Annotated in this window: 19 protein-coding genes and 1 pseudogene; 12 read left to right on the top strand and 8 right to left on the bottom strand. The window is 59.0% G+C overall.

All coding sequences use genetic code 11. The features are described from left to right. On the top strand, positions 1–294 hold a 294-nt coding region (locus HHL24_RS06650; protein ID WP_169484698.1), incomplete at its 5' end, for an IS66 family transposase. 190 nt (positions 295–484) lie between these two features. Here HHL24_RS06650 and gltA read toward each other — a convergent pair. Further along, the gene (gene gltA / locus HHL24_RS06645) at positions 485–1,783 is read right to left on the bottom strand and encodes a citrate synthase (RefSeq protein ID WP_169484697.1); all 1,299 of its coding nucleotides are present in this window, start codon (positions 1,781–1,783) and stop codon (positions 485–487) included. 432 nt (positions 1,784–2,215) lie between these two features. Between gltA and HHL24_RS06640 the strand changes: the two genes are divergently transcribed. Continuing rightward, positions 2,216–2,617, top strand: coding sequence for a hypothetical protein (locus HHL24_RS06640; protein ID WP_169484696.1), 402 nt, complete (start codon positions 2,216–2,218; stop codon positions 2,615–2,617). A 150-nt stretch (positions 2,618–2,767) separates the two neighbouring features. Here the strand turns inward: HHL24_RS06640 and HHL24_RS06635 are convergent, their stop codons facing one another. The 3 genes from HHL24_RS06635 to HHL24_RS06625 all read right to left on the bottom strand — a co-directional run bounded on the left by HHL24_RS06635 (position 2,768) and on the right by HHL24_RS06625 (position 5,824). Further along, positions 2,768–3,553, bottom strand: coding sequence for an alpha/beta fold hydrolase (locus HHL24_RS06635; RefSeq protein ID WP_169484715.1), 786 nt, complete (start codon positions 3,551–3,553; stop codon positions 2,768–2,770). A gap of 367 nt (positions 3,554–3,920) precedes the next feature. Next, complete coding sequence (gene mreB / locus HHL24_RS06630) at positions 3,921–4,973, bottom strand: rod shape-determining protein (RefSeq protein ID WP_169484695.1); 1,053 nt, start codon at positions 4,971–4,973, stop codon at positions 3,921–3,923. Positions 4,974–5,164: 191 nt separating this feature from the next. After that, positions 5,165–5,824, bottom strand: coding sequence for an alpha/beta hydrolase (locus tag HHL24_RS06625; RefSeq protein WP_169484694.1), 660 nt, complete (start codon positions 5,822–5,824; stop codon positions 5,165–5,167). A 320-nt stretch (positions 5,825–6,144) separates the two neighbouring features. On the opposite strand from HHL24_RS06625, the gene HHL24_RS06620 reads away from it, so the two are divergent. Continuing rightward, positions 6,145–7,719 (top strand): DHA2 family efflux MFS transporter permease subunit, encoded by a 1,575-nt coding sequence (locus tag HHL24_RS06620; RefSeq protein ID WP_169484693.1) that lies wholly within the window; start codon positions 6,145–6,147, stop codon positions 7,717–7,719. Between the two features lie 85 nt (positions 7,720–7,804). On the opposite strand, the gene HHL24_RS06615 is transcribed toward HHL24_RS06620, so the two are convergent. Beyond that, positions 7,805–8,557: an AraC family transcriptional regulator gene (locus tag HHL24_RS06615; RefSeq protein ID WP_169484692.1), complete on the bottom strand. Its 753-nt coding sequence runs from the start codon at positions 8,555–8,557 to the stop codon at positions 7,805–7,807. 146 nt (positions 8,558–8,703) lie between these two features. Here HHL24_RS06615 and HHL24_RS06610 point away from each other — a divergent pair, with 146 nt between their 5' ends. Continuing rightward, positions 8,704–9,618: a glutaminase gene (locus tag HHL24_RS06610; RefSeq protein WP_169484691.1), complete on the top strand. Its 915-nt coding sequence runs from the start codon at positions 8,704–8,706 to the stop codon at positions 9,616–9,618. Positions 9,619–9,865: 247 nt separating this feature from the next. Here the strand turns inward: HHL24_RS06610 and HHL24_RS06605 are convergent, their stop codons facing one another. After that, a complete protein-coding gene (locus HHL24_RS06605; protein ID WP_169484690.1) occupies positions 9,866–10,897 on the bottom strand; it encodes an NAD(P)H-quinone oxidoreductase in 1,032 nt (343 codons plus the stop codon). A 152-nt stretch (positions 10,898–11,049) separates the two neighbouring features. On the opposite strand from HHL24_RS06605, the gene HHL24_RS06600 reads away from it, so the two are divergent. Beyond that, the gene (locus tag HHL24_RS06600; protein ID WP_169484689.1) at positions 11,050–11,934 is read left to right on the top strand and encodes a LysR family transcriptional regulator; all 885 of its coding nucleotides are present in this window, start codon (positions 11,050–11,052) and stop codon (positions 11,932–11,934) included. 154 nt (positions 11,935–12,088) lie between these two features. Here HHL24_RS06600 and HHL24_RS06595 read toward each other — a convergent pair whose 3' ends face one another. Beyond that, positions 12,089–12,973 (bottom strand): LysR family transcriptional regulator, encoded by an 885-nt coding sequence (locus HHL24_RS06595; protein WP_169484688.1) that lies wholly within the window; start codon positions 12,971–12,973, stop codon positions 12,089–12,091. Between the two features lie 300 nt (positions 12,974–13,273). On the opposite strand from HHL24_RS06595, the gene HHL24_RS06590 reads away from it, so the two are divergent. The 7 genes from HHL24_RS06590 to HHL24_RS06560 all read left to right on the top strand — a co-directional run bounded on the left by HHL24_RS06590 (position 13,274) and on the right by HHL24_RS06560 (position 19,477). Then, a complete protein-coding gene (locus HHL24_RS06590) occupies positions 13,274–14,113 on the top strand; it encodes a transporter substrate-binding domain-containing protein (protein ID WP_407947483.1) in 840 nt (279 codons plus the stop codon). 220 nt (positions 14,114–14,333) lie between these two features. Beyond that, positions 14,334–15,062: an amino acid ABC transporter permease gene (locus tag HHL24_RS06585; protein ID WP_169484686.1), complete on the top strand. Its 729-nt coding sequence runs from the start codon at positions 14,334–14,336 to the stop codon at positions 15,060–15,062. Positions 15,063–15,071: 9 nt separating this feature from the next. Beyond that, positions 15,072–15,755: an ABC transporter permease subunit gene (locus HHL24_RS06580; RefSeq protein ID WP_169484685.1), complete on the top strand. Its 684-nt coding sequence runs from the start codon at positions 15,072–15,074 to the stop codon at positions 15,753–15,755. After that, positions 15,752–16,486 (top strand): amino acid ABC transporter ATP-binding protein, encoded by a 735-nt coding sequence (locus HHL24_RS06575; RefSeq protein WP_169484684.1) that lies wholly within the window; start codon positions 15,752–15,754, stop codon positions 16,484–16,486. Before HHL24_RS06580 ends, HHL24_RS06575 begins: the two co-directional genes overlap by 4 nt. 142 nt (positions 16,487–16,628) lie before the next feature. Continuing rightward, positions 16,629–17,870 (top strand): pyridoxal phosphate-dependent aminotransferase, encoded by a 1,242-nt coding sequence (locus HHL24_RS06570; protein WP_407947482.1) that lies wholly within the window; start codon positions 16,629–16,631, stop codon positions 17,868–17,870. A 101-nt stretch (positions 17,871–17,971) separates the two neighbouring features. Then, the gene (locus HHL24_RS06565; protein WP_169484683.1) at positions 17,972–18,757 is read left to right on the top strand and encodes an SDR family oxidoreductase; all 786 of its coding nucleotides are present in this window, start codon (positions 17,972–17,974) and stop codon (positions 18,755–18,757) included. Between the two features lie 21 nt (positions 18,758–18,778). Beyond that, the gene (locus HHL24_RS06560; RefSeq protein ID WP_206002738.1) at positions 18,779–19,477 is read left to right on the top strand and encodes an RraA family protein; all 699 of its coding nucleotides are present in this window, start codon (positions 18,779–18,781) and stop codon (positions 19,475–19,477) included. Positions 19,478–19,865: 388 nt separating this feature from the next. Here HHL24_RS06560 and HHL24_RS45305 read toward each other — a convergent pair. Next, positions 19,866–20,012: pseudogene (locus HHL24_RS45305) on the bottom strand (IS110 family transposase); the annotation flags it as partial. Positions 20,013–20,631 lie beyond the last annotated feature (619 nt).

Raw genomic sequence — 20,631 nt, 5'->3', positions numbered from 1 at the left:
CAAAGCTTTACCTATAACCTGGTCCGGCGTCTGCAGATGCAGGCGAGCCAGGTGTGGCGCTTCATTGCCGATCACCGGGTACCGTTCGACAACAACCAGGCCGAACGCGATATCCGCATGCCCAAGCTCAAACAGAAAATCTCAGGGTGTTTCCGTGCGGTATCAGGCATGGAAGCGTTCTGCACGATCCGCTCCTACCTTGCCAGTCTGCGCAAACAGAACCGTTCGCTGATCGATGCGCTGGCTTTGGGCTTCGCCGGATTCGTCGTTTCGCCGCTTCCGGCTGCTGAATAGTTACCGGCAGGCAAAGAAAAGTAGGTGCCTGCCCCGCACAGGGGCGACGCTAATAGACCAATAACAATTCAAGGATAGGCCAACGCCCCAGGCAAGCAGAAACAAGCGCAAGCAGGCAAACAGCTGAAGGAAAGCCCAACGCCGCAGCCAGACAAACACGAAGCGCCACGCAGGCAAAAAACCAAAACCTTCACCGCTGCCCAACAGGCCGAGCCTCGCGCTGAGTCTCCCCAACGAACAACTGCCGCGGCCGCCCAATCTTCTGTTCCGGATCGGCGATCATTTCGTTCCACTGCGCAATCCAGCCGACCGTGCGAGCCATCGCGAAGATACACGTGAACATCGCTGTCGGAATACCCAGCGCACGCTGCACGATCCCCGAATAGAAATCGACATTCGGGTACAGCTTTCGCGAAACGAAATATTCGTCCTCAAGGGCGATCTTCTCGAGCGCCATGGCGAGCTTGAACAGCGGGTCATCATGCAGCCCCAACTCTTCCAGCACTTCATGACAAGTCTCACGCATCAGCTTCGCACGCGGATCGTAGTTCTTGTAGACGCGGTGACCGAACCCCATCAGCTTCACGCCGGAGTTCTTGTCCTTCACCTTCGCGATGAACTCGGGAATATTGTCGACCGAGCCGATCTCCTCCAGCATGTTCAATGCGGCTTCATTCGCGCCACCATGAGCCGGACCCCACAAGCAAGCGATACCGGCCGCGATACACGCGAACGGGTTAGCGCCCGACGAACCCGCCAGACGCACCGTCGATGTCGATGCATTCTGCTCGTGATCCGCATGCAAAATCAGAATGCGGTCCAGCGCGCGCACCAGCACATCGTTGACCTCGTACTCTTCCGCCGGATTGGCGAACATCATCCGCATGAAATTCGCGCTGTACGACAAGTCGTTCTTCGGATAAACGAACGGCTGGCCGACGGTGTACTTGTACGCCATCGCGACCAGGGTCGGCAGCTTCGCGATCATGCGGATCGCGGATACGTCGCGGTGCTGTGGATTGCTGATGTCGAGCGAGTCGTGATAGAACGCCGATAGCGCGCCAACTGCCGCCACCAGAATCGCCATCGGATGCGCGTCACGGCGGAAACCACGAAAGAAGAAGTGCATCTGCTCGTGCACCATCGTGTGCTGCGTGACGGTGTTCACGAACTCTTCCTTCTGCTGCGCATTCGGCAATTCACCCTTCAGCAGCAGGTAGCACGTTTCGAGAAAGTCGGCGTTTTGCGCCAGATTATCGATCGGATAACCGCGATACAGCAGCTCGCCTTTGTCACCGTCGATATACGTGATTTCGGAATTGCATGCCGCCGTCGACATGAAACCCGGGTCGTACGTGAACTTGCCGGTCTGGCCGTACAGCTTGCGAATGTCAATGACATCCGGCCCGAGCGTGCCCTGATAAACGGGCAAATCAATCGTCTGATCGCTGTCGGAAAAGCTCAGCGTTGCGTGTGTCTTCGAGTTCATCTACACGTTCCTTTTACTTTCACATCACACACGTGCCGGCATGCTCGATCGTCGGATCACCGCGTGGCATGCTCAGGCTCCGCTTCGCATTCTACGGTCCGAAGGCGCTTTGATTGCGGCGATTGACCGCAACAATCCATCTCGACTGGCGCAACATTCGTTGCTCGAAAAATGCGTGTCATTGCCTGAAACACGCGGGAACAGGCGGAAGTACACGGCGTAGAAAAGCGCTATACCCGCTCCGCGTCATTGCCAGCCAAATGAAAGTAGCACGCTTATTGCAACAATGTTTTGCGGCAGTCAAGCTGCGCAAGCACCGCCGCTCTGCGATACTGGCTCCGTGTTTTGCTTCCCCTGCGAACACATCGCTGTCTTTGGCCCGCCGTCCTACGGCGGGCCTTTTTAATCAGCCAGAAGAACAGGAAGGACCAGATGAATGCCTCTCTCGAAACGCTGTTTCCGGATCACGTCCACAACGAAGACAACATCGTCACCGCGCTGAATCATCAGGACATCGTCGTGGCGTTGTCGGCAGCGCTGAAGACGCAAAACGTGGCGGTGCTGCATATGCTTTACCCGCGTACCGACGCGCGCACCCATCGAAGTCTCGATACACTCGTGGATGTCCTGCACGGCCATGGCCTACATGAAGTCGCAGATCTGATCGCGCAGGAAGCGCACTATCTGCTGTTCAAAGAGCCGGTGAAGGCATGGAAAGCCTTCCACGAAATTCGCAACGACTCGCTCGCGATCGGCGTGCATCTGTATTACCACGGCCTCGTCGGCGAAGCCGCGGAACGCGCGCTCGATAAAGACGCGCATCGCAAGGCTTGAACTGCACCCCGTGACCAATCGCACGTGCTGAGCCCCCGCGCGAGAATCGCGGCGAGGCCATCAGCGTGAGTTCATTGCAGGCTTATTGAGCGCTCATTGCGCATCCATCGCGTACTTGGATGCGCGCACGAAGCGCTTAACGCGCGCTAATCAAACGTCCACTGAGCGAATGAACTCGCCGACGTAGCGATTGAACGCTGCCGGATGCGCGAGATTCATCCCGTGCGAGGCGCCGCGCACCGTTTCGCGGCGCGAATCCGGCAGCCATGTTTGCAGCGCTGTCGCAGTGCGGCGGAACATGTCAGGACTCTTTTCGCCGTCGATCAGTAGCACCGGGCAGCGCACCTCGGCCGCCTGCTCGGGTACGTAAGCGGGCAACGGGTCGCGGAATTGACGCGCAAGCGTGTGTGCGTTGTCGGTCGCCATCTTGCGAAAACCCGGCGTGCTCATCGCCCAGAAACCGGGACGGCTCACCGAATCGACGAACAACTGCAAGCCCGCTTCCACCTCGCCTGTTTCGATCAGCTGCGCGGCTTTCGCGCGCAATGCGTTGACGGTCTCCGGCAAACTCGCGGGCGGCCGCCCGGCAATCTGCAACGGGCCGCCCGGGTCGGCAAGCGTCAAGGTGCGCACGTACTGCGGATGGCGCCGCGCGAAATGGAATGCCACGCAGCCGCCGCGCGAATGACCCACCACGTGCGCCGGCCCGGCACCGAAACGATCGATGAATTCGGCCACGTCGTCCGCATGCTCGCTCCAGCTGAATGGCAGGTCGGGCTCGGTATCCGTCACCGGCCAATAATGCGTCAGACTCACCGTGACGCAGCGGTATTGCTTCGACAAACCCGCCAGTTGCGGTTGCCAGTAGCGGTAATCGCACAGCGAGCCATGGACGAACAACAGCAGTTCGCCCTCCCCGGCTTCCACATAGGGCATGCGCAAGCCACTATGCAGCTCGATAAAAGACGGGGATGCGGGAGAGGACGAAGCGAAAACGGATTGATTCACAGGTGGTTCACGGACGGCGCGGCAACGGCTGAAACCATCAGCGGCGCCGGCTAGATAGGGATTCGAAGAAGAAGGCGTGTTCGCGTCCCTAAAATTGGGACGCGAAGCGTATTGTCACACAGCCATTGAATATGCACCGAGGCTCGTTGGCGTGCGCGTAGCGACCTATACCGAGCGCCTTGCGATCTGTGCCTCGTGACCCATGCGGCTCGTCTCGAAGCCAGTGCAGCATGCCCGCCAGCTCCTGCGGCTAGCCGGTTTCGGACCCCTGCAGCGCGGGACGTCCCGTATCAAATCATTCGTAGGCGCTATCGTTGAGCAAACCGGCGGCAGCCGCCGCGCCCGCGCCTCGCACCGCGCATGTGAGCGGCTCATTAGCGACGTGCACGTCAAGCCCGAGTTCGTTGGTCAGGCGGCGGCCCAGATTGCCGAGCAGCGCGCCGCCACCGGTCAGCACGATGCCGCTATGCGCGATATCGGTCACCAGTTCGGCCGGCGTCGTTTCAAGCGCCCGTTTCACGGCGCCGATCACCTGACGCAGCGGGCCCTCGATCGCGTCGGCGATATCGTGATTGCTCAACTGAACCGTGCGCGGCAAGCCGTCGTCGACGCTGCGCCCGGTCGCGTTCATATGCTCGACCGGCACATCGCGCACGGCCGAACCGATGCCTTTCTTGACGTGCTCGGCGGTTTGCTCGCCAAGCAGCACGCCATACAGGTTGCGCACGTAACTGACGATCGCCATGTCGAAACTGTCGCCGCCCACGCGAATCGAGCCGCTATAGGCAAGGCCGCCGAGCGAGATCACACCGACTTCGGTCGTGCCGCCGCCGATGTCGATCACCATCGAGCCAGTCGCCTCCGATACCGGCAGGCCCGCACCGACCGCCGACGCCAGCGATTCGCCGATCAGACTGACCTTCCACGCGCCGGCCGCGACCGCGGCCTCCTTGATCGCGCGACGCTCGACCTGGGTCGCGCCCGCCGGTACGCACAGGGTGAATGCGGCGCGCCGGCTGAACAGCGGCCGCGGGCGAGCCATGTCGACGAATTGCCGGATCATCTGTTCGGCAGCGGAAAAATTGGCGATCACGCCGTGCCGCATGGGCCGCACGGCTTCGACGTTGCTCGGTGCGCGGCCGAGCAACTGCCGTGCTTCGGTGCCGACCGCCGCCACGCGTTTTTGTCCGGCGGCGGACTCTTTCTGGAAAGCCACGACGGACGGCTCGTTCAGCACGATGCCGCCGTTGTCGGTATAGATGAGGGTATTGGCCGTGCCGAGGTCCACCGCCATGGAATGACGGAACAGTCGATCGAAAAGCGGGTAATGCGGCGTCGGTCTGGCCATAGGAAGGCTCTGATGTGTCGTTATCCGCCCTTACCGGGCAGTCTGGAAAATGCGCCCCCGGTCACCCGAGCCGCTTGGCACGCCCAGATGGGCGTTGCGCGGTCCGCGCGGCGGGGGTGATTTTCATGCTAATGAGCAGTTAACGGCAAGCAGATCAGAATCTTTAGGGCCACTTTTCAATCAGCACCGTATCAGTCGCGCGACAAAGCGCCGAGCGCATGCTCCAGCGCCTGCCTGCCGAGCTCGACACCGTCGGCGTTAATCGTGTGACCAATGCCGGGCAAGGCGTAGGCATCCACCGCGTAGCCGGCGTTGCTGAATGCATCCGCGGCGTATTCCAGTTCCTGTACCGGGATCACTTCGTCTTCTTCGCCGTGCACGAGCGTAAGCGGCGTGCCGTTCTGCGCGACGATCACCGAGGCGAGCCGCCCCGAATACGCGACGACGGCCGCAGCGCCTTCCGCGCTCGTCGCCACGTGATGCATCGCCATGATCGAGCCTTGCGAGAAGCCGACCAACGCAAGGCGATCGAAAGGAATCTGCCAGTGCGCCAGTTCCGTCTCGAGCATGCGCCGCAACGCCGGATAGGCGGCAGCGACGCGCGCCTCGCGATTGCCCTCGTTGACATCGCGCAGGCTGAACCACTGGCGTCCGCCGAAACCGCCGTCAAAGGCCTCGGTGCCGTCGAGCGAGGTGAACGCCACGTCCGGCAGGTTCTCGCTCCAGATGTCCGCGAGCGGCATCAGATCGCGCGCATTGCTGCCCACGCCGTGCATCAGTACCACCAATGCCTTGGCTGGCGTTGTCGCCGGCGCGCGCCGCCAGCCGTGTTCGAATTGCTCCCAGGCCATATTCAACTCCTCTCTGTATTCGCTGTATTCTCGATTCATATTTCCGCACGCGCGGCCAGCCACGCGACAACGTGTTGCCCTCGTGGTGCCTTGTAGTGCTTCGCGTGGCCCTCGCGTGGCTTAGCGGAGCACGATGCAGCCTCAGCCGGGAGCATACGCTGCCGGATTGGTTTCTGCCGTCGGTCCTGCATGGATCGACGACGCCGAAACGTGAATACAGGTATGCTTTTGCGAGCATTCGACCGACCGCCGGCTCATTGCCCGGGCAGTGAATAAAACACCGAATGGAACATCCGTAGCATCGCAATCTGGAGAATCGTTTGAGCCAGCCCGCTTCCGCGCCTGCTGCCACGCCGCCCGCACCACCGCCGCCGCTGCAAGGCGGCAAACTGGTTCTGGCGACCATCGCCGTCGCGCTCGCCACCTTCATGAACGTGCTCGACACGTCAATTGCGAACGTTGCGATTCCAACCATTTCGGGCAACCTCGGCGTCTCGGTCGATGAGGGCACGTGGGTCATCACGGTGTTCGCCGCGGCCAATGCGGTCTCGATTCCGCTGACCGGCTGGCTCACGCAACGCATCGGCCAGGTCAAGCTGTTCGTCGGCGCAATTCTGATGTTCGTGCTGGCTTCGTGGTTATGCGGCATTGCGCCCACGCTGCCGATCCTGCTCGTCGCGCGGGTGTTCCAGGGCGCGGTGGCCGGCCCGCTGATTCCGCTCTCGCAAGCGATTCTGCTCGGCTCGTATCCCAAGGAGAAATCGTCGACCGCGCTCTCGCTATGGGCGATGACGGCGACCGTCGGCCCGATTGCGGGCCCCGCGCTCGGTGGCTGGATCACGGACAGTTATAGCTGGTCGTGGATCTTCTACATCAACATTCCGGTCGGCATTTTCGCGGCCGGCGTGACGTGGATGATCTATCGCACCCGCGAGTCGGCAACTCGCAAGCCACCGATCGACGTGGTCGGGCTAGGTCTGCTGATCACGTGGGTCGCGTCGCTGCAGATCATGCTCGACAAAGGCAAGGACCTAGACTGGTTCTCCTCGCCGGTAGTCGTGATTCTCGGCATCACCGCAGTGATCAGTTTCGCGTTCTTCCTCGTGTGGGAGCTCACCGAAGAGAATCCGATCGTCGATTTGCGGCTCTTCCAGCAGCGCAACTTTCTCGGCGGCACGATTGCGATTTCAGTGGCGTACGGCGTGTTCTTCGGCAACCTGGTGCTGCTGCCGCAATGGATGCAGGAGTATCTGAACTACCGCTCCGTGGATGCCGGTCTGGTTACCGCGCCGCTCGGCGTCTTCGCGGTGCTGCTCGCGCCGGTGATGGGCCGCGTGTTGCCGCGCTCGGATGCACGCATCATTGCGACCCTCGCGTTTATCGGCTTTGCGATCGTGTTTTATATGCGCTCGAAGTACGTGATCGAGATCGACACGTGGCACCTCGTGATCCCCACTCTGCTTCAAGGCATTCCGATGGCGCTGTTCTTTGTGCCGCTGACTGCGATCATTCTGTCCGGTCAGCCGCCGAACAAAATTCCGGCAGCCGCAGGTCTGTCGAATTTCGCGCGGGTGTTTTGCGGTGCGGTAGGCACGTCGATCGCCGGCAACGAGTGGAATAACCGCACGGTCCTGCACCATGAACGACTCACCGAGCAGGCCACCATCAACAACCCGTTATTCAACCAGCAGATCGATTCGACCCAGTCGCTGCTGCATCTGAATCCGCAATCGGCGCATGCGCTGTTCGATTTCACAGTGAACACCCAGGCCGCGATGATGGGCCTGAACGACATCTTCTATGTGTCGGCGATCATTTTCATTCTGATCATTCCGCTGATCTGGATTACGAAGCCGGCCAAGGGCGGCGGAGCGGGTGCGGCGGGCGCGCACTGATCGCGACGCCTTTGGTCCTGGCGACGCCAGACGATGACGACGGGTCCCAGCGATTCCAGTGGCTGAAGACGTAAGCGGTGCGGAGTCAGCGGAAATAGCGCGCGGGCGTGTCGCCGAATGCGTCGCGGAACACCGCGATAAACGACGATACGTCGCTATAGCCGACCTCGAGCGCCACCTGCGTGACGCTTGCGCCCGCGCCGAGTCGCTCGAGCGCAACCAGCAGCCGCAGTTGCTGCCGCCACTGGCCGAAAGTCTGCCCGGTCTCCTTGACGAAGAGACGTGCCGCCGTGCGAGCAGTCACACCAGCAGCCGTGGCTAGATCGTCGAGTACCGCAGGTTCCGCCGGGTTGGCGTTCAGCAACTCGGCAATCCGCTGAATGCGCGGATCGCGCGGCCAGTTCAGCGCCAGCGGCGCGGCGGGCAACCCGGACAGGCGGTCCAGCAAGACTTGCAGAAGGCGTTCGGCGGGTTCGTCGAACGGTTGGTCGTGCGGGAGATCGGCCGCGGCGCTCAGCAACGCCGCCGCCAATGGGTTGAGCACCAACGCGCCGCTTTGAGTGGGCAGCGGCGCGGCGTCCGCGTCGGCATACAGCGAATAGAGACGCACCGGCTCGCCTGCGGTCAGGCAATGCAGGGTGTTTGCCGTGAGCCAGAGCGCGTGACCTGGTGGCACGACCCATCGTCCGGATTCGGTGCGCACAGTCAGCACGCCGACGCTCACATAGATCAGCCGCGCGCGACGGTAGGCGCGCCACGACTCATCTATCGCTTCGTGGCGCTCATCAACCACGAATACCGAACGCTCGACGCCGTCCGGATCGAAGGCTTCCCTCATGAATGTCCGTTTTGCCCGGTTGTCGATAGAAAGGCAGCAAGATTAACATAGTCGATGCGAAACGCTGCTCGAACCCGGCAGCGCCTCCGCACGAACAATTCGCGCCAGGTTGCCAGTAGAATCGCGGCTTCAACGGTCCGAGCCCCATGAACTACGCATCCATCCTCGAACAGATTCATCGCGATCTTCAGCCTTATCTGGGCACCGGCAAGGTGGCCGATTACATCCCCGAACTCGCGAATGTCCCCGCCGACAGTTTCGGCATGGCAATCGTCACGGCCTCGGGCGAAGTGTTCCGCACAGGCGCCGCCGACACGCGCTTTTCCATTCAGAGTATTTCCAAGCTGTTCGCCTGCACCATGGCGTTCCGGCTGCTCGGCGACGAACTCTGGCAGCGCGTGGGGCGCGAGCCGTCCGGCAACGCCTTCAATTCGCTGGTCCAGCTCGAAGCCGAACACGGCAAGCCGCGCAATCCGTTCATCAACGCGGGCGCGCTCGTCGTCACCGACGTGTTATGCCGGCGTTTTGTGCAAGCGGAAACTGCGCTGGTTGAATTCATGCGGCGGCTGACGGGTGAAACCAGCATCGACTACGATTCGCGCGTCGCGCTGTCAGAGTTGCAGCACGCCCACCGCAATCGCGCGATGGCGCATTTCATGGCTAGCTTCGGCAACATGGAAATGCCGCCGGAAGTGGTGGTCGACGCTTATTGCCGACAATGCGCAATTTCGATGAGCTGCGTCGAGCTAGCGAAGGCAGCGCTGTTTCTGACCAATCATGGGGTGGTGCCCGCCACTGGCGAGCGGATTCTCGACACGAGTTCCGCCAAACGGCTTTCCGCGCTGATGCTGACCTGCGGCACTTATGACGCGGCGGGCGATTTCGTCTATCGGGTAGGCTTGCCGGCCAAAAGCGGCGTGGGAGGCGGGATCGTTGCGGTGCTGCCGGGCGAGATGGCAGTGTGCGTGTGGTCGCCGGGGCTGGACAGCAATGGCAATTCGCTGGCTGGGGTGCTCGCGCTCGAATGGTTGACGACCTATACGGGGCGGTCGATTTTTTGACGCCGCCGGTGCGGAGAACTTCGCGCTTTGTTTCTATCGAGCAGAAGCGTGGCTGATGCCGAAATTTTCATCCGGCACGAGTCGGCCCGTCTGAGTCATTCAGGCGCGATCAACCTCCGTCCGCTTTCGAACCGACTTCGGCCGATCGTAAGACAGACCGTGACCTTTAGAAGTAACGCTTTTTCTTGACGTCCATCACGAAAGCGGCAAGAGGCTTGCCACCTCCGCTTTGGCGGCAAGCCAGGCTTCAGCCAATGAGTTCGGCACCTGTCGTAAGGACAATCTTTCCAAAGTGTGTGCCCGAATCGATCAGCTCGTGAGCGCCGCGAGCGTCGGCAAGCGCAAAGGTCTTGTAGACAACCGGCTTGATCTGGCCGCTCTCGATGAGCGGCCAGACCTGCCGCTCGAGTTCATTGATGATGGTCGCCTTGTCCGCGGATGTGCGCGATCGCAATGTCGAGCCCATATGCGTCAGACGTTTCGTCAACATCGGCACGAGGTTAAGATCCTTCGCCGGCCCCATGATCACGCCCACCTGGAGGATCCGTCCGTCCATGGCCGCGGCGTCATAGTTTCTAGCCACGTAGTCGCCGGCAATGATGTCCAGGATCACGTCGACGCCTCTTCCATCGGTAGACCGCTTCGTTTCGGCGACGAAATCTTCCTCGCGGTAATTTATCGCGAGGTCTGCGCCTAGCGCCAGGCTGGCCTCCCGATGCGCCTGCGAGCCAACTGTCGTGATGATTTTCGCAGCGCCGAATGCCTTCGCCAGCATGGTCGCCGTGGTACCGATACCTGACGCGCCGCCATGGATCAACACCGATTCGCCGGCAACCAGTTTGCCGCGCTGGAACAGGTTCAGCCATACCGTCATAAACGTTTCAGGCATGGCCCCCGCTTCCACCAACGTCAGGCCTTTGGGGATATGCATCACGTTATCGGCATGCGCGACCGCATATTCTGCGTAGCCACCGCCGGGAATCAATGCACACACCAGTTCGCCGATCTGGAATTGGGACACGTCGGCGCCTACGGCAACCACTTGACCTGCCACTTCCAGCCCTGGAATGTCAGAAGCGCCGGGGGGCGGATCATACAGCCCTTTGCGCTGGAAAACGTCTGGCCCGTTCACGGCAGCCGCGTGGATGCGAATCAGAACCTGATCGGCGGCCGGCGTCGGCACCGGGCGCGTAGTTGGCACGAGGACCTCAGGACCGCCGGGCTGTTTAATCTCAATGGCCGTCATGGACGACGGCACGCGATAAGTTGAAGCAGACATGGATACCACTCCTTCTATGGATGAGGCTCGATTGATCCGGGCGGATCATTGAACGAGGAACTCTTGCGTTCAGTATAGGCATCGACATTGATGAATATGTGCAGCATTATTCACGTGGTTGGATGCAAATTTGCATCATGGAGGGCGGCACGATGAACTGGGATGACGCGCGAGTGTTTCTCGCGGTGGAGCGCGAAAAAACGCTCCGTGGAGCGGCCAGGACGCTCAATCTCGACCAGGCGACGGTCGGCAGACGAATTGCGGCACTAGAGCACGCGCTACGTGCAACGCTCTTTCTACGCACCTCTGAGGGTTACGCGTTGACCGCCGCAGGCGAGGCCGCGCTGAGATCAGCGGAGAAGATGGAACACTCCGCACACGAACTCGTCAGACGAACTCAAGGCACGGATACGCGGCTTGCGGGGGACGTCAGAGTCACCAGCACCGACTCGATCGCGCTCGAATTCCTGCTTCCCGCCATCGAACGCCTGCATGCCGCGCATCCCGAAGTGCGCGTCCTGCTGGACACGTCGACACGCATGCTAAATCTGGCAAAGCGTGAAGCGGATATCGCGGTCCGGTCAGTCAGGCCGGACAATCCCGATCTTGTCGCGCGGCGCCTGGCTCGCTGGCCCATGGCGCTCTTTGCATCGAATGCTTATCTCGAGCAGCACGGCAAGCCCGCCGCTGGCTCCGCATTCGCGGGCCACGATCTTGTCGTCTATCAGGGAACCTGGACCGGTAATCGATCACCAACTCTTGCTGGCGAACCGATACACGCGGGGCGCATCGTATCGACCTTCAATACCAGCCTCATGCTGCGTACCGCGGTAAAGGCCGGCCTCGGCATCGGTGAGCTTCCGATACATCTGGCTGAACACGACGGCCTCGTGCAGATATGGCCGGAACCCGCGCGTGGGGCGGCCTACGAAATCTGGCTCGTCACGCATCAAGACCTTCGGCATACCGCGCGCATCGCAGCAATGATTGAAGGCATCGTCTCCGCGTTCGAAGATCACACAACCCACACAAAATAGTCACGCACGACTTATCTGCGGTTACTGCGTGTCGAGTTACAAATAGTCTTCGGCAGCGTGCCACCGGTCCCGGCCACTGAGATTCAACGATTTGGCCTCTACAATCGGGAGCTACTCGGTGAGTGCGTGTACTGCACCGCAATCTAATATCCCTCTAGTTGGCAGGCGCGCCAGCTTGCGCTTGCGCAGCTTCGAGAATCCGCAACGCCAACAGATTGGCAGCTGGCTGGCGGCTATGTGCAGGACGCTCGACCAAGCCAACTTCCCTGAAGAAGGTGGCTTCGCCAAGACTCAAAGCAACAACCTCATCCGGAAGCGACAACGCAGATGTAGACGGAAGTAGCGCCACTCCTGCACCACGCCGAACGAGTTGAACGATCCCTTGGAGTTCATCAAGCTCGATTGCCTCCTTCACAGAAATTTTCGAGCGACGCAGAAATTGATCGACCAGCCTGCCGTCGAAAGCGTTTCGATCGTAGCGGATGAACGGCTCCGATTCCAGCAATGCTCGCCACGTGAAGCGTTGATGCGTCTTGGGTGCCAGCAGGAAGAAGGGCTCAGATAACAGCACTCTCCACTGTAGATCTGCAGGGAGAGTGAACCGCGGTTTGATTATCACCGCCATGTCGACCTCCCCAGAATCCACCTGTCCCAGCAGATTCAGTGAAACTCCTGGAACCAGCCTCACACGGCATTCCGGATTCTCAGATCGGAAGATTGCAAGTGCGTCCGCAAGGAAAGACGCCTGCGCCGAGGAGATGGCACCGACCCGGATCAGGCCGGCACGGGAGCTTGCCGCGCTACGGCCAAGCTTTGAATAGGCCGCCATGATCTCGTCCGCTACGGCAAGAGCCTCGTAGCCAGCCGAATTTAGCACGGCATGCCGGCCGCTCCGATCAAACAGTGCGAGCCCTAGCTCCTCCTCAAGCCTGTGGATTTGCGCACTAACAGCCGATTGAGTGAGTCCGATATTGGCGCCAGCGCTAGCGAACGATCCGTAGCGCACCACGGCCAAGAAGGTCTGAAGTTCCCGAAGCATTGCGACTCATCAAAAAAAATGTTCACAAGGGCAAAAACATATCGTTTTCGGTGCTTTATTTTTCGCCATAGACTACCTCTAACGATCCATCTTGAGAAGTGAAGAACTGCACCTCGTCACTTTCTAGGTGTGAACCCTATATGACCAACGAACCGTGTTGCGGCCTGGGCGCCCCACCTTCCCGCGCACTTCAGAACACAGCTTTTCATGTCGAGACCAATCTAAAGAGGAGTATTAACCATGCTTAAGAGCTTTAAGGTATTCTCAGGGATCGCTTTGCTGGCAATCGCTTGCAGTGCCATGGCTGACGATCTGGGTCCCACCCTCCAGAAGATCAAGGACACGGGAATCATTTCGCTTGGCGTGAGATATGACTCTCCTCCGTTTAACTACAACCTCGGTGGTAATCAACAGGCTGGATATTCCTACGACATCAGCACGAAGATCGTCGACGCCGTCAAGCAGCAACTGAATATGCCGACGTTGCAAGTGAAGGAGCTAAGCGTCACTTCCCAGAACCGGATCCCGCTGCTGATGAACGGCACAATTGATCTCGAGTGCGGCACGACGACCAACAACCTGGAGCGCGAGAAGCAGGTGGGATTTTCAACCACCATCTTCATCATTGGCACTCGCCTTCTTGTAAAGAAAGACAGTGGCATCAAGGATTGGTCGGACCTGAAGGACCACAACGTGGTTGCTGCAGCGGGATCGACCGGGGAGCGCCTGCTGCGAGACATGAACGACAAGAAAAAACTGGGAATGAACATCATCGGTGCCAAAGACGTCGGGGAGGCATTCTTGATGTTGGAATCTGGCCGCGCGGCCGGCTACATGGACGACGACGCAATCTTGTACGCTGAGCGCGCAAAAGCGAGATCGCCCCAGGACTGGATGATAGTCGCCAAGCCTTTCACCCGGGAAGCTTACGGCTGCATGCTCCGAAAGGATGACGCGCCGTTCAAGAAGTTGGTGGACAACGTCATTTCCAGAATGATGACGGATGGTTCGATCAATAAGCTCTACACAAAATGGTTTATGCAGCCGATCCCGCCAAGAGGATTCAACGTTGATTTCCCGATGTCTGCCGATATGAAAACGCTTATCGCCAACCCGAACGATAAGGCGCTTGACGAGTAGGCAGTGTGCCTCTATCGAATATTGACGAGCGGACGGCAGTCGCTTTCCGGTATGGCAAAGACCGGTACGCACAAACTCGTTACACAATCGGCGCGCAGGCGTGTGGCCATATCCAGTGACCACACGAGGCGCAAGATCCACGCTTTACATTTGGCGAACGCCGAAAGACCGCGAACTAGCCTGAAGAGCTGCGCGGTCGGGACGCGGTCATGCGGATACCATGCCTTACCTCTTCCATTGGGGCGTATTTCTTGAAAGAGCCTCGGCCAGCGAGACGTACCTTGATTGGATAGTATCCGGGCTGAAGGTCACCATCGCAGTCGGGTCGACTTCCTGGATCATCGCCCTTTGCATTGGCTCCGTTCTCGGTGTGATGCGCACACTACCAAACAAATTGGCATCCGGGTTCGCCAGCGCGTACGTTGAACTCTTTAGAAACGTTCCACTGCTGGTGCAGTTGTTTATCTGGTATTTCGTCGTTCCAGAGTTGCTGCCATGGGGAACAGCAATCAAACAGATGAACCCTGTCACCCAGCAATTCCTGGCCGGCGTCATCTGTTTGGGAACATTCACGGCCGCCCGGATTTGCGAGCTGGTCCGCTCCGGGATTGGCAGTCTTTCGCGTGGCCAGGGAAACGCAAGCCTCGCTCTGGGCCTGACATCTCTACAAACATACCGGCACGTCGTGCTACCAATGGCGTTCCGTATTATTGTGCCTCCACTCACAACGGAGTTCGTCAACATCTTTCAGAATTCTGCGGCGGCCTCAACCATCGGCCTTCTGGATCTGGCCGGCCAGGGACGCCAGTTAGTCGACTACACGGCCCGTCCTTATGAGTCGTTTATCGCGGTAACGCTGTTGTACTGCCTCCTGAACGTGGCCGTCATGATGCTAATGCGCTGGATCGAACGACGCGTTCGAGTTCCCGGTTATATCAGCTCAAAATAAGAGATCAATATGGCCTACGCATTCGATTTCAGCCTGATCAATCTCGCCAACCTGAAAGTGCTTGGCGAAGGCATGGTGGTATCCCTCGAGATTACATTGACGGGCGCAATCGTCGGCATTGTCTGGGGCGCCATTCTCGCGATGATGCGTCTATCCTCGATTCGGCCGTTGAGCTGGTTTTCGGAGGGGTACGTAACCGTATGCCGCTCCATTCCACTGGTGATGGTATTGCTGTGGTTCTTTTTGATCGTCCCGCAGTTGCTACAGAAGGTATTAGGCCTGTCGGCCGCATCGGATCTACGGATGACGTCCTCGCTAATCGCGTTCTCGCTGTTCGAGGCCGCGTATTGCTCAGAGATCATCCGCGCGGGTATCCAGGGTGTTCCACGTGGCCAACTATTCGCCGCACAGGCGCTGGGAATGCATTATGGACAGGTCATGCTGTTGGTCATCCTGCCGCAGGCCTTTCGCAATATGGTTCCGCTGCTTTTGATGCAAGGCATCATCCTCTTCCAGGACTCATCTCTCGTCTACGTCAGTGCACTAGCAGACTTCTTCGGCCGAGCCTACGACATCGGTGAGCGCGACGGACGCACAGTCGACATGCTGCTGTTCGCCGGGGTCGTCTATTTCGTAATCTGTTTCTTCGCTTCCCAGTTAGTAAGGCGTCTCCAGAAAAGGGCTTCCATATGATCGAGATAAACAACGTATCCAAGCATTACGGGGCTTTCCAGGTACTAACCGATTGCACCACCCAGGTCGCCAAGGGTGAGGTGGTCGTGGTATGCGGCCCGTCTGGATCGGGCAAATCCACGCTAATCAAGACCATCAATGGCCTGGAGCCAATACAGAAAGGCGACATCCTGGTGAACGGAACGCCCGTATGCAACCCGAAGACGAATCTATCCAGGCTTCGGTCAAAGGTAGGCATGGTGTTCCAGCACTTCGAGCTGTTCCCACACCTGACGATCACCGGGAACCTGACGCTCGGGCAGATCAAGGTGCTGGGCCGCGGAAAGGACGAAGCGACCGAGAAGGGCCTGAAGCTGCTCGACCGCGTTGGCCTCAAGACGCAGGCGAACAAGTACCCCGGTCAGCTATCGGGCGGCCAGCAGCAGCGCGTAGCAATTGCCCGCGCGCTCTCAATGGACCCGATCGCCATGCTGTTCGACGAGCCGACGTCGGCGCTTGATCCCGAGATGATCAACGAGGTGCTCGATGTGATGGTCGAGCTTGCGCGCGAAGGGATGACGATGATGTGTGTGACGCACGAGATGGGCTTCGCGAAGAAGGTTGCACATCGCGTGATCTTCATGGACCAGGGAAGGATACTGGAAGACACTCCGAAGGATGAATTCTTCGGCAACGTTGAGCAGCGAACCGATCGTGCGAAACAGTTCCTTTCGAGAATTCTCCACCACTAACCTGTTTTCGACGAAGGTTTCACGCTGCCGCGGTGATCTGATGACGGTTGAAGATTTGCGTTGATCATTCAACCCATCAAAATATTTGGTGAGTGGCAGGGATATATATTGATTTTCCTCTGAGAGACTTGCCACTACCATGATGATCACGCAGCAGGTTAATTTAGGAAAACGAATGTTATCGCCCATGCTATCCCAACTTCTCGGTGCGGTGAAACCTTCACCGACACTCTCCATTACCAAACGTGCAGCCGACATGCGTCGAAAAGGTATCGACGTTGTCAGCCTTTCTCAGGGAGAGTCGGACTTCCCCACGCCGGACCATATCTGTGATGCAGCGAAACGCGCAATCGACTCTGGAGTCACGCGCTACACCGACGTTGATGGCACCCCCGAGTTGAAGGAAGCTATCGTTCGAAAATTCTGGCGTGACAACAGCCTTTCGTACGATGTCAGCGAAATCAGCGTTGGCACGGGTGGCAAGCAGGTTATTTTCAACGCGCTATTCGCTTCACTCAATCCTGGCGACGAGGTCATTCTCCCCGCGCCATATTACGTCTCGTACCCCGACATGGTCCGGTTGATCGGCGCTGTGCCTGTCGAAGTCCAGTGCGGCGAAGCGCAGGGGTTCAAGATCACCGCAGAGCAGCTTCGCGAAACCATTACGCCTCGCACCAAGTGGTTGATCCTCAACTCCCCAAGCAACCCCACTGGGGCGGGATATTCGCGCGCAGAACTGAGCGCCCTGGCAGCTGAGCTCCTCAGGCATCCGCACGTTATGGTGATGACGGACGACATTTACGAACACATTCGTTATGACGGATGGCAGTTCTCGACCATTGCCTCCGACGCGCCAGAGTTGCGGGAGCGAATTCTTACCGTCAATGGCATGTCAAAGGCTTACTCCATGACCGGATGGCGTATCGGATTCGCCGGTGGCCCAAAGTCGCTAATCGAGGCGATGGCAACCGTCCAGTCGCAAAGCACCAGCAATCCCTGCTCCGTCTCTCAAGCTGCCGCGCAAGCCGCATTGGACAGCCCGATGGATTTCATCAAGGAACGCAATGACGCGTTCCAACGCAGGCGTGACACCGCGTTAGAAAAGTTGAACGCGATCGACGGCATTCGCTGCAGACGTCCGGAGGGCGCGTTCTATCTCTTTCCGTCTTGCGAAGGCCTGATCGGCAGGGCAACGCCAGAAGGCAAGATCCTGCAAAACGACGTTGACCTTTGTGACTACCTGTTCGACTACGCGCGCGTTGCAGTGGTGCCTGGAATCGCGTTCGGCACGGGTGGTCATTTCCGGATTTCGTTTGCTACGTCAGACGAGCGTTTAGCGTTGGGGTGCGATCGAATCAGTCAGGCTTGCGAACTGCTGAGATGAAAATCTGGCGGGTTTGCATCTGCATATAGCTGGAATCTGCACAAGCATGTTTGCCTGAACATCAGGCACCTCCGTATCTATTGAACACTAGTGAGTTCTCCATGGACCTGGGTATCAAGAATCGCGTTGCACTTGTCATGTCAGCTGGCGGCGGACTGGGCTCAGCCATTGCTCTCGCGCTCGCTCGCGAAGGTGCGACCGTTGCAGTATCGGACCAGAACAGTAAAGCGCTGGAAGACACCGTGTCACGCATTCGCGGGGCCGGAGGGAGCGCCCACGGCTTCCAGGCCGACCTCGCCGACCTGGAGAACATTTCGGCCATGGTCGCAGATGTCAGGAGCACGGTGGGCGACCCAGACATCCTCATCAACAATTCCGGCGGACCGCCCCCCTCGCTGGCGGCAGGCGTAGCACCGCAGCAGTGGCGAAACCAGTTTGACTCGATGGTTCTGTCATTGATGCATCTCACGGACCTGCTGTTGCCGGCGATGAAACAGAGAGGCTGGGGCCGCATCATCACGAGCACCTCTTCGGGCGTAGTCGCACCGATACCCAACCTTGGCATATCCAATGCATTACGTCTGGCTCTGGTGGGCTGGTCGAAGACGCTGGCCAATGAAGTCGCTGCCGATGGCATCTGCGTCAACGTCGTTCTGCCAGGACGAATCGCTACCGACCGCATCCGTTCACTGGACGAGGCGCGTGCAAGTCGTGAAGGCAAGACCTACGAGGAAGTCGTAGCCGCAAGCACTTCGTCGATACCGGCAAGGCGCTATGGCAAACCCGAAGAATATGCCGACACAGTGGCCTTCCTCGCCAGCGATCGCGCTGCTTTCATTACGGGCTCAGTCGTACGCGTCGACGGCGGCATGATCCCCAGCATTTAATCAATATTTTTCAAGGAACAGATGATGGACACAATTCCAGCAGTGCGAAGCGCCGAGGATCGCGAGGCTATTCGCCAACGCCTCCTGTTAGTGGACACTTCTAACGTCGCAGACGTGCTTGACACGCTCGGTATGTTTAACCAAGGTCTCTCGTCAGTCCTTACCCCATATCCCGCCTCCAGCGGCAAGCTGGCAGGCTGGGCATACACAATTCGCGGCCAGATGTCACCGTATGAACTCGGAGGCGACCCGGACAAGATGAAAGCCTGCGCAGGGGTCTCGACAGGCGATGTCACGGTCTGGAGCGGCGACGGGGAAGGTGTCTGCTATTTTGGTGAGCTCATCGCCATTGGCATGAAAGAGCGCGGCTGCGTAGGTTCGCTAGTCGACGGCGGCATCCGCGACATTCGCTGGATCGCCGACCAGGATTTTCCGGTGTTCGCGCGTTACCGCACTCCGGTGCAATCGATTGCGCGTTGGAAGGTCAATGGGTGGCAAGTACCCGTAAGCGTGCGTGGCGCCACTTCACAGTGGGTTACGGTGCGCCCCGGCGACTTCGTGCTCGGCGACGAAGATGGTGTCCTGGTTATTCCAACCGAAGTGGTCGATACGGTGCTGGTTGAAGCAGAACGCCTGACGGAGAAGGAACGGCTGATCCGTGTCGATTTGCAACAAGGCCTTAGTCTGGCTGAGGCGCTGGCGAAGTACGGGCATGTCTGATCACGTGGTCCTGGCCGGTTAAATTGGCGAAGTTTTCAGGAATGGCCGATAAGAGCCGAGCTGCGGTCGTTCAGCTCGACTCTACGACGGTCGCTTAATGGTCCGTGTCAATCCCATGTTTGATTCTGTGTTTCGCATATGCATCTAAATTCCCTGAGGACGGCGTAGCAGTAAGGGCGACGGTGGATCATGCTGATATCCGCGGGTTGGCTACCGCATTAGAGTGTTCCGTCTCATGAGCCTGCCGCAGTCTTAACGCGCAAATCGGCTGATATCCGTTGCGGGGTTGTTACGCGGGTTACTCGAGTACCGGGCTACGCCGTCTTCAGGAAACTTGTCGAACGCTGGGTCGTTTGTTGCGATGTCAATTCGCTAGGCTGCCTACGTGCTAACGGGGTATCGCGAGCGGCATTGCCAGTTGACTGATGTCCCAGATGAAACCGGACAGATCACGGGCGATAGCGACGACCGCAATATTCGCGTTCTTGCCACACGCGGAGAACATCCAGTCCCACGTACACCGTGCTATCGTTTTCCATGCTGGCCTCCGTGCCGGAAATCGCCGGGTGTGGCGCTGTCCACACCATGCGGCTCTGGCAGAAATGCTAACCCGCGATTGATCCCTCACGGCGGGCCAGCCACTGCCTCACGGAAAGTCATAGTGTCTTAAACGAACCCGGTCTAATGCCGAACTACAGTAGCCGCCCCCTGACAGATGCCCCCTTAGTCAGCAATCGAACGAATGATCCTCGCCGGATTTCCACCAGCCGCTTCCTGGGTGGACCAGACGTCTGAATGTCCGAGTGCCGGTGCGGGCGTATGACACTTCATGGCCGACACGTGTCCGTTGGAAGCAGTCGTTATGACGCCGTCTCGGCTGGTCGTCACTCACCGAAGAGGATGTGCATGAACTATCATCGGCATGTTGCTGCGGTGCCAACTTGCGCACGCGCTCCTTATAGCTAGATGCCAATTCATCGATTGTATGGGGCCACCCTGCCCCCGCCCTCCTGAGCCACGCCCGCGAAGCAACGGGCAGCACTTATGCCTTTAGAGTAGGATGCCGAATCCCATTTACCTTTTGTGAATCAGCGTATCCGTCCCCCCTTCCCGCCTGAATGGCCCTTTCCGCCTCGTCGCGACGTCGCTGGTCG

The sequence above is a fragment of the Paraburkholderia polaris genome, assembly GCF_012927345.1.
Lineage (GTDB): Bacteria > Pseudomonadota > Gammaproteobacteria > Burkholderiales > Burkholderiaceae > Paraburkholderia > Paraburkholderia polaris.
The sequence above is the reverse complement of the archived record's forward strand: the minus strand, read 5'-3'. Positions and strand labels throughout refer to the sequence as shown.